Consider the following 15,244-nt stretch of genomic DNA (forward strand, 5'->3'; position numbering starts at 1 on the left):
AATGAAAGTTTATTGGCCCAAATAACTGCTATTTAAGTCGTTTTGTTGATGGATAGAAGGCATATTTGAACGGCTTTTCTCTAAACTTCCTGTCCAGCTGCTCATCAAAAAGGCTAGTCTTTACTCTGAACTGAGCCACAAATGATGTTTTACCGTTACCACAGGGAATTAGTTTGTGTGATCTCTATCTATACTCCTATGATTTGCGGTATTATACCGAGCTTTATTTTTTTGCTGCGTTAGAGCGGAAACGACACTACAGAGCGCTCAGACGCTGACTGATTTATTGGAGAATACTTTGCAATTTAAAGATCTAGGCCTAGACAACCGATTGTTGAAGAACCTAAAACACTACGATTTTAAAAAAGCGACTGACATTCAGCAGCAGGCGATTCCTGTTGCGATTGCAGGCAAGGATCTATTGGCATCTTCGAAAACAGGTTCGGGCAAGACTTTGGCGTTTGTATTGCCAATGCTTCATAAGTCTTTAAAGACAAAATCGTTTTCTGCGAAAGACCCTCGCGCGGTAATCCTTGCTCCTACTCGTGAGCTAGCGAAACAAGTATATGGTGAGCTTCGTTCTATGCTAGCTGGCCTATCTTATGAAGCAGCACTGATTTTGGGTGGTGAGAACTTTAACGATCAAGTAAAAGCTCTGCGTCGTTACCCGAAATTTATCGTGGCGACACCAGGACGTTTGGCTGATCACTTAGATCATCGTTCGCTTTATCTGGATGGTTTGGAAACGCTGATTCTTGACGAAGCAGACCGCATGTTGGATTTGGGTTTTGCACCAGAGCTTCGTCGCATTCATAAAGCAGCCAAGCATCGTCGTCGTCAAACGTTGATGTTCTCTGCGACATTAGATCATGCAGACGTCAATGAAATCGCGGCTGAAATGCTCAATGCGCCAAAGCGAATTGCTATCGGCGTTTCTAACGAAGAGCATAAAGATATCACGCAAAAATTTTACTTGTGTGATCACCTAGATCATAAAGAGGCAATTTTAGATCGTGTTCTTTCTGAGGCTGAATACCGTCAAGTTATTATCTTTACGGCAACGCGTGATGATACTGAGCGACTAACAGAAAAGCTGAACGAAAAGAAACTGAAGGCTGTAGCACTAAGTGGTAACTTGAACCAGACTCAACGTAACACCATTATGAGTCAGTTTGAGCGCGCAGTATTTAAGATCCTTGTAACGACTGATGTTGCTTCCCGCGGTTTGGATATTGCAACTGTGACACACGTCATCAACTTCGATATGCCAAAGCATACCGAAGAATACGTACACCGAGTTGGTCGTACTGGTCGTGCAGGAAACAAAGGGGATGCAATCTCTCTTGTTGGTCCAAAAGACTGGGATAGCTTTAAACGTGTAGAAGCATACCTACAACAAGATCTTGAGTTTTCATTGTTCGAAGATTTGAAAGGTAAGTTTAAAGGCCTTAAGCCACCTAAACCAGATTTCCGCAATAAGAAAGCGACCGCAAAGAAAGCTCGCCCTCAAGCGAAAAAATCGGCGAAAAAACCAGCTAAGCGTGACAAGAGCTTCTACAAAAACGTATCTGTGGGTGATGATGTCTTCATCCCTAAGAAAAAACCAGCGGCACCGAGCTCTGAAGAGTAAAAGCTGCTGTAGTTTCCCATTGATTTTAGTTCTTAAAAATCCGAGTGTTCGCACTCGGATTTTTTATGTCTGTCGCTAGGTGAAATAGCGTCTTTCCATACTCACTCGTTAGTCAGCTTTTATATCCGTCTGGTTGTATATAAACAGCATAGAGCGCTAATTTAGGAAGTTATTAAGTTTTATAACCTCGGTCAAAGCAAACGTTTTTCCTCACACACTAGATAAAAATCTCACATGATCATGAAAATGATAATTGATCTCATTTTTATTTAAGGGCAGAATACGCGCCATTGTATTAATCCTATAAATGAATTCGCTCTCTATATGAAATTTACTCATGTTTTTTTAGGGCTCATAATTACCTCTAGTTCTGGCTTTGCTGCTGATGATTTCAACTGGCTTCGAGATGATGCTCGTAAAGATGAGCGAGTTCTTACCTACCTAACAGAACAAAACCACAAAACTGAACAGCACCAAAAAAGTTATCAGACGTTGACAAAAAACCTACTAACGCAGTGGGATACCATGGTGGCAGACAAAGGTGATAAGCCATGGTCGATCGTGAGTGGAAGAGAGTGGACGCTAATGCGTCGCGATGGTCGTTACTTACTATTATCCCGTGCGAGTCAACATGCACCAGAAAACGTGGTGTTCGATTTCGATGAACGACAATCTGCGCATCAGTACTACCAACTTGGTCAATGGCAAGTGAATGGTGACACGCTACTTTTCACGGAAGATATCGACGGCAGCGAACAATATCGTGCTGTGGTTGTTGATTTACTCTCCGGTCAATCTACGGAACTGGCGACGCACGTCGATAGTGGCGTATTGTTGTCACCTAACGGGAAAGTGGCATTCCTCGTTGCAAAAGAAAAGCGCACCCAGCGACCTCATCAGATCTTACGTATCTCCACTGAATCTTTGGCAAAAACAGTCCTATGGAATGAACCCAAGTCAGATTGGTTACTTTCTTTCTATCGTGCGGCAGATAGCCGTTATGCTGTGCTGCAAAGCAACAACGAGTCAACAACAGAGCAGAAGCTTGTCGACCTAGAAACGGGCACTGTCTCAGATTCATTGCGAAAGCCTGAAGTGGGTGTGGAATATTACGCGGATGTGGCGAAAGGTTATATTTATCTTAAAAGCAACCTGGAAGGAAAGTTCGCCCTTTACCAAGCCGAACTCGCACCGCTTGGCGCAACATGGCAACGCTTTACCAATCCTCGTGAGCCGCTTGAACAGTTCTACCTTTATGATGCAGGAGTTGTGGCACTTAGTAAGCCAAACAACTTGTCGACATTGACGGTGTATTCTTACCAAGGGCAGGAAAAAGTGATACTGCCATTGGAACACGATGGTAATGTCGCTTGGCTAAGCACATTGGGCGATTTTGAATCAAACAAAATTCGTATCCGAAGCATGTCGATGACTACGCCTCCTCAGTGGGAAGAGTTCGATGTAAAAACGCTGAATAAATCCTTGTACTCTCAAGATGCTTACCAAGACTTTGATAGTCAGCGTTATGTATCCCAACGTATTTTTATTAAGCACGACGGCGTTTCTGTCCCGGTCTCTTTGGCGTATCGCAAAGACAAATTGCACCCACAATCTCCTGTGATGATTTACGGTTACGGCGCGTATGGTTTTACGATGAAACCGTACTTTATGCCTCAGGTTATCAGTTTACTCGACCAAGGTGTGATTTACGCTATCGCCCATGTCCGTGGCGGTGGGTACTTTGGCGATGAATGGCACGAGCAAGGCCGTGGTGTGCGAAAAGCCAATTCTATTGGTGATTTTGTCGCGGCCGCGAAGGCGCTGCAAACATTCGAACGTGGCAATAGAGAGGTTTTCGCCATCGGTTCTAGTGCTGGTGGTACGTTGGTGGCCGGAGCGGTTAATCAAGATCCTAAATTGTTTTCAGGTGTCGTACTTAAAGTGCCTTTTGTTGATGTGGTTGCAAGTATGTCGGATACCTCACTTCCGCTTACCACACAGCAGTATGGCGAATGGGGTAACCCAACCAAACCTGAACAATTGGCGTTAATGAAGGCGTACGATCCGATTCTCAATATCCATAAAAACGCTTACCCACCCATGTTGGTTCAAGTCGGTTTAATTGATCAGCGCGTGCCATATTGGGAAGGCGCAAAGTATCTGGCTAAAGTTTCAGCGTTAAGTGAGCACAACGGGCCGTACTTGTTGCAAACTGATTTTAATTCGGGCCACCAAATGGACCCACGACAAGCGCAAGAACAACAAGCAAAAGAATACGCATTTCTACTATCACTCATTAAAACATCTAAAGCGGAGCAGTAAATGAAGCTTACCCCAGTGTCAGCGGCAGTACTTTCGGTACTTGCTGCCAGTCAAGTGCACGCCGAATCTAAGGTTTTCTCAATGGAAGAGGTGGTGGTAACCGCCAATAAAATCGATCAGCCATTGTCAAAAGTGGCAGGTAGTGTCGCGGTTATCACAAACGAGCAAATCGAAGAAAGAGGCGAGACCGAGCTATATGACGTGCTGCGTAACGAACCTGGTGTAAGTGTGACGGGCGGTGCAGGACGTCCGCAAAACATTACCATCCGTGGTATGACGGGTAACCGCATTATGATCGTTCGTGATGGCATTCGTTCTGCGGATGGCTTCGGTGCGAATGACATTAATGATGCAGTTGGGAGAGATACTTTTGATTTATCCAATTTTGAATCGCTGCAAATCATTAAAGGGGCAAGTTCTTCGGTGCATGGCTCTGGCGCGATCGGCGGTGTGGTGATTTTAGAATCCAGTCAGCCGGGTGATTTCTTAAAAGACAAAGACTTCTACACCGATGTTTCCGGTACTTACACCGATATCAGCAACAAGTACAAAGGCACGAGTAATCTAGCTTTTCGTTCCGGTGATACAGAGAGTTTGTTTAACGTTTCATACTGGCAGGGGCAAGAGACACGTAACTTTGATGAAGATTTGTATAACCGCGACCTAGATGGTTACAGCGGTGCTTATACGATCAACCACTTTTTCAATGAAGAGGTGATGTTGAAAGCCAAAGCGGAACTCTACACCCAGAATCAAGAGCGTTTGGAGGGTTCACCGTCCATTCAACCTGATGGCATCTGGCATATTGAAGACTTTGCTGAGGATGAAACCACAGAAGAGTACAGCGCTTATATTGGTGCAGAGGTGACTCCGATTAATCCAACTTGGTTCGAAGAGTTGGATACCAAAGTTTACTGGCGTCACACCGAAGTGGTGGAAGACACCAACCGTTTAATGCGCCAAGTGGATCACAATGGTTTGATCACCAAGCGTCGCGAGCTGGAACACAAAACCTTCATTGACGAAACAATTGGCTTCCGTGGCGATTTCACTAATACGATTTATGCAGCAAATGCTGAGCACCAATTGGCTTACGGTGTCGAGCTTTCTACTGACTATTACGAACGCACAGATAGCGACTCCAAGATTGATTGGAACGGAGTAACACCTTCGACCAAACAACCTTTCGCTCCTGCTCGTGCTTATAACATTGGTTTGTACGTTCGAGACATGGTGGAACTGGATAAATGGACCATCACAGGTGGCCTACGCTTTGATGCGCACCGTCTCACGCCAGACGGTGCGGGTGAAGTGGGCGGCTTCCCATTAAAAGACATGGATAGCTCAGAGGTATCTCCAAGCCTGTCGGTTTCTCGTGAAATGTTTGCCAACAACATTGCTTATGTATCTTATAACCATGGTTACCGTGCTCCGGAATACGATAAAGCGTATGGCTTCGTAAGCCACGACTTTGTGCCGCTCACGCCGTTTGTAATTGCACCAAACATGGATCTAGAAGCTGAAACTTCCGACTCATTTGAAATTGGTAACAAGTTCGATAACGGTCGTGCGCATGTCTATGCGTCTGTGTTCTACAACAAGTTTGAAAACTTCATCGATGTTGTGACCACAGGCTTTGACTCAAGCACTGGTAATTACATCAAACAGTACCAAAACCTTGATGGCGTAGAGACTTATGGCGCAGAGCTTTCTGCGGGGTACGCGCTCACCAAACAATGGGACATCAGCACTAAGTTTGGCTACGTAGATGGCAAAGACGCGGAAGGCGAATACGTTCGAAGCATTACGCCATTCGAAGGTAATGCTCAACTGAAATACGCCAACCAAGACTTCAACGCTTACGTGGCTTGGAACTGGGCCGCTGCCATGGATCGCGTTCCTAAATGCCAGACCACACTTGGTCTAGCGACAGAGTGTGCGCAGACAAGCGCGTGGAATACGTTTGATCTTGGCGCAACTTACTACGTTTCCAAAGACCTTCGTGTTAGCGCAAATATCGTCAACCTGTTCGACAAAGAGTACATCCGATACCAAGACGTAGCGGGTATCGCTGAGGAAAGTAAGCGTTACTCAACTGAGCCTGGGCGCTACTTCACGCTGACTGCAAAATACGAATTCTAGGACGAAATCATGAAGCTAAAACCATTGGCGTTTTCGCTGCTTATTGCTTGTACCCCTGCGGCGCAGGCTGCAGAGTGGGATTATCCCGCAACGGACTCTGTGGTAACGAATGAAGCGCAAGCGAAAACTTATCTAGACAGCCACTACTCAGAAGCTGGCGAGTTTAAGTTCCGTTACAAAACCCAGTCTCAGCTTGGTGAGCATTACAATTTTGATGTTTGGGTAAACGGTGAATATCAAGCACAGCGCACCCTCGTAGTAACAACCGATAAAAATCATCACGTTGTGCGAGTGTTTAAGAGCCTTGAAGATACGATCATTCGCAACGGTAAACCAACGGTTGCAATGGAATTGGAATCACCTCGCCAACTGCAAGCACAAGAGCCACCTGCTTTGAGCTCTGGAAGTCTGGTTAATGTTGAGGTTTCTTTATTCAACCCAGATCTTCGCACCATGCAACAGCAAGCGGCACCAGAATCGACGTGGTCAGCACTGTCCGATTACCCTCAGCCGATCGAGTACGTCACCAAGTCGATCGAGGTTTTAAAGTCCGGCGGTAAGTTCTACCTCTCTAACCCAAGATTAAAGCAAGTGGATGCGACGGGTTTATTTGCAGCCCCAGCACCTGGTGAAGCGCCTGTACTCGATACGTTGGACTTCCTCAGCGCAGAAGGGGTTCAAGCATTTGACAGTGTTGATGAGATGCAAAGCACCGAGTTTGGTGACAATGCGTTCCCACAGTTGATGGCTTTTTATCATCTTGATAGCTCGATCCAATATCTGACAAGCCTGATTTACGACTTGTTTGACGAACCGCTTCGTTTTGATGCTCGCGGTTTATCAAAAGATAACTCTACTTACTATTACGGTCCGAAAGCACTCATGCTGGGTGTCGGTGGTGTTTCTCCGGATGCAGTCGATGCTGATGTAGTGATACACGAACTTGGGCATGGCATTCATTACCAAATCGTACCGGATTGGGCGTACGGTCACACTGGTGCTATCGCAGAAGGTTTTGCTGATTACTGGGCAGGCAGCGCGAGCTACCGCACTCAATATTTGGATGCTTCGCGTCGTGGTCAAGAATTCGAGTTAGATACGGTGTTCAACTGGGACGGTGTGTTCGGAACACGCAAAACAACTCGTAGCTTATGGAACCAAAGAGCGCGTTACTTCGAGGGCTCAGAGTATCCAGCGCACGTTAGCGTAGGTGGTGAACTAGGCGACGAGCTATGGTCAACGCCACTGTTTCAAGCGCTTAAAGCATCGGTTGAACGATACGGTGATGATACCGATAACGTGTTCCGTGAGTTTGACGCCATTGTACTTGAAGGCATGTACGGCATTGGTCGTGGCGTGAAAATGCATGATCTGGCGGAATCGACCGTGTTTGCCGCAAACACCTTGTTCCCAAATAAAGATTACGCCCAATTCCTGACGGACAGCTTCAACAAACACAACTTACTTAAAGCCCCTCTTCGTGTTCGCTATGACGCTCGATACATCGGACAAGGTGAAGACGTTGGTGTGAGTCTGAGCCAAACTGGCCGCGAAGCGAGCATCAAAGGGCAATGGCAGCTAAACAACGCATCCGTTTTCGACTTTGATGAAACGCTTTCTGATTCGACCTCTATGAAGGTGGGGTTACCAAGCGGTCTGACGTGTGGCACGCAATTCGATTCCTCTATTTCATTGGATTACCAATTTGCAGAAGGTTTAAAGACTCACCAGTGGAGTGAACAGGTGATGCTGGTTAATGGTACGCCAGAGCTTGATATCCAGCCTCAATCAGTGAATTCCGCTTTGCCAGAGCAGGGCGACAGGCTGTTCTCTCAGACGCTATCGGACAAGTCACTCACGATTGATGATTCGTTTGCGGTTTACCTGAACATCGAACATGACTCACTGCAGGATCTGCAAGTGACGCTTGTGTCTCCACAAGGCAAATCGGTCGTGCTACTTAGTCATCAATCAAGCAATACCAAAGGATTTAAAGGTTACTTCACCGCTCAGTATGACGAGGAGTTACGAGCACTTGTCGGTCAACCGAGTTGGGGTACTTGGCGTCTCGAAGTGTCTGACCGCGTGTCAGGGAATTCTGGGGTGTTGAAAGAGTGGGGTGTGAGTCACTTTGCTCAGTATCAGTGTAGTGCTGATACCACTAAAGAAAGCAGTGGCGGTGATTCAGGTGGCAGTGGTTCGCCTTGGACCTTGTTAGGACTTGTCCTGCTTTCAATGGTGAGAGTGATTCGCTCTCGTTAATTAAAATCAAAAGAAGATAAAATCTATGAAGTTTCAATATTCTTTCGTTGCTATGTCACTAGCCCTTGCTGGCTGTGGCGGAGGTTCTGGTGGTGACACGTCGGCACCGACCTATGATGTAGCTGGCACCATCGTTTCTGCAGGTACACTTCTTGATACGCCAGTATGTATCGATTTAAACCAAAACTACGTTTGTGATTCCACTGAACCGAGTGCTAAAACGGATAATGCCGGTAAATTTAGCCTGACTTCAAGCGACAAAAACGTACTAACCAGCACCATTCTTGCTCAAGTTGATCAAGGTTCAAACCAAACGTTGCGTCTTGCGGCTCCGGGTCAAAATTTAGCAACGGGTAACACGGTCAATGGTGTAACAACGTTGCTCGCGGGTCTTGTAATTGACGGTAAAACCGTTGCTCAAGCTGAAGAGATTGTGAAAGCGCAACTCGCCGATGCCGGCGTTTCTCTTTCTGGTACGGTGATGTCTAACGCAGAAGCTAGCGAGCTAGACAAGCTAGAGCAAAACACGGTTGTGCTATTAGCTGCGATGCAACCAAAGCAAATGATCAAAGGCGTAGCGCTGCTTGCTCAAAATCTTAGCTTTCAAGGTAAATCGTTGGCCTCTGATCTTCTGTCTGAAGCGGAAGTAAGTGCATTTGCTGAAGAAATTGTAGCGGTTGCTGAACAAACGGTTGGTAGTAACGATACGGGCGCCGTTCTTTATTTTGCTGAAGGAGCAGCAGACGTTGCTGAGGTTCAAGCGTCTTACCCTGGTCAAGATGCAGAATACGGCTTCGACAAAGAGGACAAGCAAACGTCGACAGGCGCTGGCTTTAAGTTCGTTAAGCTAGATTCACAAGGTGCAGCTTTAGCTGCAGATGCGACTGAGTGGGCTTGTACTATGGACGAGCGTACTGGTCTTGTTTGGGAAAACAAAAGTGCGGATGCGAGCTCAGTTCAATTTAAAGATCGCCTATTTGCGTTTGAGTCTGAAACATTTAAGCCATTTAGCAAAGATGTAGAGCTTGCAGGTTGTAAAGACGCTGGTGATGAAGTTTGTACCACTAGCCAATATGTTCAGTACATAAACAAACAATCGTTATGTGGAATCACTGGTTGGCGCTTGCCTACTTACCGTGAGACTTATGACTTACTAGACTTTGGTGAACAAACACTGTTTGCTCCGAACGATGAATATGCAAAATACAACGTCTATGGTTTTAATGTTAAATACTTTCCACAGCAAACCATAGGTAGCCCTTATTTAGGATATGGTGCGTTTTGGCATAGCGATTTTAAGTTTACGAATGCATCATCACAACTTATTGATGGCGAGATTTATTTCCCTGCGATTGTCTCCCGGGGCAAAGATAGAGGCACTATTTCATACGTCGAGATTCGATCAAGCAACACAAGTGCGGGTGCCGATGATTCTTACCAATTCCCAATCCGTCTAGTCGCAGTTAAGGGGCAATAAGATGAAGAAATTAATAACTGTACTATCTCTTACTTTGGCTTCTCAAACTGCAATAGCTGCACAAGAGTGTTCTACTGACTTTGCTAAAACGGCACCTAACACGCGTTATACATATTCTGAGAGCGGTACCGTAACTGACCTGAAAACAGGTCTAACATGGATGCGCTGTCCAGTTGGTATGACATGGAATGTAGGAAACCAAGAATGCCAGGGGACGCGATCTACAATGTCATGGCAACTCGCTCTCTCCACAGCCAAACAAATTCGTAATAAGGACGGCAACCATCCTCTTCACAATTTTGCTGACAAAAAAAATTGGCGACTAGCAAATATCAAAGAGCTAGTATCTCTAACTGAGCGAGCTTGCCACAGCCCAGCCATAAATAGTACAGGGTTTGCTAGCGGCTATAGTCTGAAAGATGGAGATGATGTTCTAGGGCGTTATGTCTGGAGCAACACACCTAATGGCGACGGTAAGCATGTTGCAACTTTTGATACGACTAATGGTGAGGTTTTCAATAGAGATCCGTTAAACTCAAGTTTCAAAAGCTCTCTCTTGTTAGTGACAGATGAATAATAATTATTACGTTAATAAGGGTTGATAGCTTTGCCTTTATGATAGGCTCCGCCAGTGCGGAGCTTTTTCTTTTCTAACCTTTGGAACTTATCGTGTTGAGCAGAGTATTTAAACTTGGAACTGCTTAAGTTGATGTTTTTGATTTTCTGCTAAACCAGACAACTCTTGCGCTGCCGCGGCGGATTGAGTGATACCAGTGACGTTCTGGCTCACTAGTTCATAGATGTTCGTTAAGTTGTTGTTGATATCAGCCGTAACCTGTTTCTGCTCTTCTGATGCGGTCGCAACTTGAGTGTTGATTGAGTTCAGATCGGCGATAGCATTACTGATATTAGCAAGTGATTGGCTAACTTCTTGTGTAAGAGCTTGGTTGTCTGACAACATGGCTAAGCTGGAATGCATACTTTCATTTGCGTGACCAGATTGTTGCTGTAGCTCTTCTATAATGGTTTGGATCTCTTTGGTGGACTCCTGAGTTCGCGCTGCCAGCATACGTACTTCATCGGCCACTACCGCAAAGCCTCTGCCACTTTCGCCCGCCCGTGCAGCTTCAATCGCTGCATTCAGTGCAAGTAGATTCGTTTGCTCAGAAATACCTTCAATCACTTCGATCACGCGACCAATGTGTTCTGATTGATCTTTTAGTGAAGTCACGACGGCAGCGGCTTCGTTAAGTTGTTCCGCCATCTTTTCACTTGCGCGAGTGCTTTCCCCAAACATGCTTATACTTTGTGAGGTTAACGTACGTGCTTGATTTGATGCACTATCGGCTTCTTGTGCATTGGTCGATACTTCAGCTGCGGTCGACTCTAGCTGATTGATCGCCGAGGCTACTTGCTCAACTTCTTGCTTTTCTTGATCCGAGTTGACGCTGCTTTGAGTCATAACAGTTGCTAACTCGGTTGATGCTGATGCCACATCTTCACTAATGCGAACCAATGCGCTTACAGTTTCACGCAGTTTTTCTATGGTCTGGTTTACATCTCGAGCCAGCTGAGACACTTCGTTTTTCCCGATGGCTTCGGCCTTAACTAGTAGGTTTCCCTTCGCGACTTCCTGCATCGTTACTTGAAGGTTACGAATCGGCGCAACGATGTAGCTGGCGAGTACCCAACTAATAAGTGAAGCAGCACTCAAGATCACCGCAAGCGAGACGGTGCTGTAAGTGAGCGTGGTTGAATGTTGTTCGCCATTCGTTTCGACTTCATCGGTGACGATTTGATTCAATTGTTTAGATAGTTTGTCGATGGCGTTGATCATCGCTTCGCCAGCTAATCGATACTCAGCCATTGCAGATTCGTACTTTTGATTGAAATCAGAGGTGGTGTAATCAGAAGAGTGTTTAGTGGTGAGCAGAGGTGTCATGGTAACGCGAGTGAAATCAACATAGTGATTCATGGCCTTACGCATAGCATTGACTTCATTTTGAACGCCAGGGAGATTGTCGATGGAGTTAAGAAAATCGCGGTTTTTGTTTTGTCGCTCAGAAAGCTCTTGGTTGAGAGACTGAACATCTTCGGCTCTAAATAGACTATAAATGGCTTTGATGCGCATGGCGTAAGTGTTGTCTACGATGCCGCTAAGTTCCTCTTTGTGAATGATTAGCTTATGGGTGGAAGCCGAAACCTTATTGAATGCTTGATCGAGTTTACCGATTCCGACACTTAGTCCAATGATGAGTAATATAACTGTGAATAGAACAGGCAGAAAAACCTGAAGTTTAATAGAAAGCGTACTAAGAAATTGACGCATGAGATTGACCCTCTATCGGTTTGATTATTATCTTTTTTATAAATAAGCATTTCGATTTTAATTGTTACATTCGCCAAATCAATGAGTTACTCATATCTAATTGTTATGAAATGTACCAAAATCGATGGGGTTATCATCTTGAACATGAGGCAACGTTATAAAAACGTTACGTTCAAATTGAGAGAGGGATAAGTCGCGGAATTAATAGTTAGAAATGACAACGTGTCATAGAGGGTTCAACTAAGTGAAACACAACTGTCATATTCAAATTCTAAAGTGAGCACCGTTCAAGTGAAACACAACGGCAATAAAGCCACTTAAGGAAATTGTGATGAAAAAGACAGTAATCGGTGCAATCGCACTTCTAGGCGCAATGGCAGTGACTCCTGTTTCTGCTAAAGAAACTATCTCTGCAGTGGGTTCTAGCAGCGTAACTCCACTGATGGAAGTTTTCTCTGAAACGTACATGAAGAAGAACCCTAACGTATTTATCGAAGTTCAAGGTCCTGGTTCTTCAGCTGGTGTAAAAGCAGCGAAAAATGGTTCAGCAGACCTTGGTATGTCTTCTCGTAATCTAAAAGACTCTGAAAAAGAATCAACACTAATCGAAGAAGTGGTTGCTCGTGATGGTATCGCAGTGGTTGTTAACCCACAAAACAAACTGCCAGGTCTAACAGCCGAGCAAGTGACTGCAATCTACAAAGGCGAAGTATCAAACTGGAAAGAAGTCGGTGGTGCAGACAAGCCAATCGTAGCCATTACTCGTGACACAGCTTCTGGTACTCGTGGCGCATTTGAAGACATCATGTCTCTAAAAATGAAGATTTCTGGTAAGAAGGTATCAGCTATCTCTCAACGTGCTCAAGTTGCAAACGGTAACGGCGCACTGAAAACAATGGTTGCATCTAACCCATACGCAATCGGCTACATTTCTCTTGGTACTGTAGACAACACTGTTAATGCGCTAGCAATCGACGGCGTTGATGCAACGGTAGCTAACGTTAAAAACGGTTCTTACAAAGTAGCGCGTCCATTCCTTGTTCTTTACAAAGAAGGCAAGCCATCAACAGAAACGCAAAAATTCCTAGACTGGATGCTAACTGACGAAGCGCAAGCGCTAGTTGACCAAAAAGGTTACATCTCAGTTAACTAATCCCATCGGGACTCTAAAGTTTGCTCAGCCCAACGTTTCGGGCTGAGCCTTTTCTATCCATTGTGTTCAACGGCATTGCCCAGAACCGTGAGATTTTTAAATGACCATCGCAACAAATAGTGAAAAGCTTATGAATACTGACGCTAGAGCTATCAGCAAGTCAGGCCTACGCGAGAAGCGTCGTGTAGACTGGAAAGAGCGCATCTTCCACGGCTTGTTCCTAACGAGTGCCGTAATCGGCATTGTTTCATTGGCCGTTATTGCATACTTCATCGTTCGAGAGAGTATTCCGGCATTCCAAGAAGCAGGCGTATCGGGCATTGTCTTAGGACAAAACTGGTTACCACCTGCGCTTTACGGTGTCGCCACCATGATTGTGGCATCTATCGTATCGACGGCTGGTGCTGTCATTGTTGGGGTTCCAATTGGTGTTCTGACCGCCATTTTTATCGCTGAAATCGCACCAAAGCGATTAGCAGACATCATCCGTCCAGCGGTTGAGCTGCTAGCCGGTATTCCTTCAGTGGTCTACGGTTTCTTCGGTCTGGTTATTATCGTTCCATTGATTCAGAAGGTATTTGATGTACCTGCAGGTAACACTATCTTGGCCGGTATTATTGTTCTTGGTGTGATGATTCTACCAACAGTAATTACGGTATCTGAAACGTCTATCCGCGCTGTCCCTCGTACTTATAAAGAAGGTTCTTTGGCACTGGGCGCATCGAAAATCTACACCATCTTTAAGTTGCTCGTTCCAGCGGCTCGCTCAGGCATCATGACAGGTGTGATACTGGGTATCGGTCGTGCGTTGGGTGAGACCATGGCGATTATCATGGTTATGGGTAATGCGCCGGCAATGCCAGAAGGCATCCTTGATTCGGCTCGTACACTAACTGCAAACATCGCTATTGAAATGTCTTACGCAAGTGGTGTTCACGCGAACGCACTTTACGCTACAGGTGTAGTACTTCTGGTCTTCATCATGTCGTTGAACGCTGTACTACTGTACCTAAACCGAGAAAAAGCGAAGTAATCGCTCGTTAAAGGTGACTATTATGGATCGCGCAAAACTAAAAAAAGCACGCCAGTTCAAAGATAATGTCTTTAACGCATTTGTCTGGATCTCGGCAGCACTAACGGTAGGTTTCTTGTTCTGGATTATCTGGTACATCCTATCAAACGGTCTACAACACGTAGATTGGAACTTCATTACTGATAACTATACGCGCACAGGTGAAGAGCACGGTATCTTCCCAATGATTGTGGCGACCATTTACATGGTTATCGCTTCTATCGCAGTGGCAGCGCCACTCGGTATCATGACGGCAATCTACTTGACCGAATACGCGAAAGTGGGCAGTCGTTTGGTGAAAATCATCCGATTCTGTACCGAGTCATTGGCGGGTATCCCGTCGATCATTTTCGGCCTGTTTGGTATGACTTTCTTCGTGGCGATTCTTGGCCTTGGCTTCTCGATTCTGTCGGGTGCATTGACGCTAAGTATCCTAATCCTGCCAGTTATCATCCGTACAACGGAAGAAGCGTTGATGGCAGTACCACAAACGTACCGTGAAGGCTCTTATGGCCTCGGTGCTTCTAAGATTTACACTATCTGGCGTTTGATTCTTCCGAGCGCAATGCCAGGTATCTTAACCTCGGTCATTCTAAGTATTGGTCGTGTCATTGGTGAGTCTGCTCCAGTATTCCTGACAGCAGGTATGGTTGCACGTATTCCGGATTCTTTATTGGATTCAGGTCGTACGCTAACCGTTCACCTATACAAACTGACTACCGAACTGTTTACCGTTGAAGAATGGAATCAGGCTTACGGTACGGCAACAGTGCTTATCGTAGTTGTTCTCTTGATCAACATGGTAACGAAACTGATTGCTAGACGTTTTAACACCGCAACTTACTAACAACACTAAT

10 protein-coding genes are annotated in these 15,244 nt (G+C 45.5%); 9 read left to right on the forward strand and 1 reads right to left on the reverse strand.

Annotated features, from left to right (window positions below; all coding sequences use genetic code 11):
* Positions 1 to 286 precede the first annotated feature (286 nt).
* The 6 genes from R7190_RS01910 to R7190_RS01935 all read left to right on the forward strand — a co-directional run bounded on the left by R7190_RS01910 (position 287) and on the right by R7190_RS01935 (position 10,410).
* Positions 287 to 1,630: a DEAD/DEAH box helicase gene (locus R7190_RS01910; protein WP_031812859.1), complete on the forward strand. Its 1,344-nt coding sequence runs from the start codon at positions 287 to 289 to the stop codon at positions 1,628 to 1,630.
* Positions 1,631 to 1,954: 324 nt separating this feature from the next.
* Positions 1,955 to 3,952, forward strand: a complete 1,998-nt coding sequence (locus tag R7190_RS01915; protein ID WP_186585110.1) for a prolyl oligopeptidase family serine peptidase — start codon at positions 1,955 to 1,957, stop codon at positions 3,950 to 3,952.
* Entirely contained in the window at positions 3,953 to 6,094 is a 2,142-nt protein-coding gene (locus R7190_RS01920; protein ID WP_186585112.1) for a TonB-dependent hemoglobin/transferrin/lactoferrin family receptor, read from the forward strand.
* A gap of 9 nt (positions 6,095 to 6,103) precedes the next feature.
* Positions 6,104 to 8,356 carry a proprotein convertase P-domain-containing protein gene (locus R7190_RS01925; RefSeq protein ID WP_186585114.1) on the forward strand — a complete coding sequence of 751 codons (2,253 nt, stop codon included), beginning with the start codon at positions 6,104 to 6,106 and terminating at the stop codon, positions 8,354 to 8,356.
* A gap of 25 nt (positions 8,357 to 8,381) precedes the next feature.
* Positions 8,382 to 9,833, forward strand: coding sequence for a DUF1566 domain-containing protein (locus tag R7190_RS01930; RefSeq protein WP_171344174.1), 1,452 nt, complete (start codon positions 8,382 to 8,384; stop codon positions 9,831 to 9,833).
* Position 9,834: 1 nt separating this feature from the next.
* Positions 9,835 to 10,410 (forward strand): DUF1566 domain-containing protein, encoded by a 576-nt coding sequence (locus R7190_RS01935; protein WP_005375151.1) that lies wholly within the window; start codon positions 9,835 to 9,837, stop codon positions 10,408 to 10,410.
* Positions 10,411 to 10,518: 108 nt separating this feature from the next.
* On the opposite strand, the gene R7190_RS01940 is transcribed toward R7190_RS01935, so the two are convergent.
* Positions 10,519 to 12,162 carry a methyl-accepting chemotaxis protein gene (locus R7190_RS01940; protein ID WP_186585116.1) on the reverse strand — a complete coding sequence of 548 codons (1,644 nt, stop codon included), beginning with the start codon at positions 12,160 to 12,162 and terminating at the stop codon, positions 10,519 to 10,521.
* A 331-nt stretch (positions 12,163 to 12,493) separates the two neighbouring features.
* Between R7190_RS01940 and R7190_RS01945 the strand changes: the two genes are divergently transcribed.
* From R7190_RS01945 to pstA, 3 genes are all read left to right on the forward strand, one after another.
* Positions 12,494 to 13,315, forward strand: a complete 822-nt coding sequence (locus R7190_RS01945; RefSeq protein ID WP_005375153.1) for a phosphate ABC transporter substrate-binding protein — start codon at positions 12,494 to 12,496, stop codon at positions 13,313 to 13,315.
* Positions 13,316 to 13,415: 100 nt separating this feature from the next.
* Positions 13,416 to 14,348, forward strand: a complete 933-nt coding sequence (pstC, locus tag R7190_RS01950) for a phosphate ABC transporter permease subunit PstC (RefSeq protein WP_005375154.1) — start codon at positions 13,416 to 13,418, stop codon at positions 14,346 to 14,348.
* 22 nt (positions 14,349 to 14,370) lie between these two features.
* Complete coding sequence (gene pstA / locus R7190_RS01955; RefSeq protein ID WP_005383923.1) at positions 14,371 to 15,234, forward strand: phosphate ABC transporter permease PstA; 864 nt, start codon at positions 14,371 to 14,373, stop codon at positions 15,232 to 15,234.
* The last annotated feature ends 10 nt before the right edge of the window (positions 15,235 to 15,244 follow it).

The sequence above is a fragment of the Vibrio sp. 1078-1 genome, from assembly GCF_033340475.1.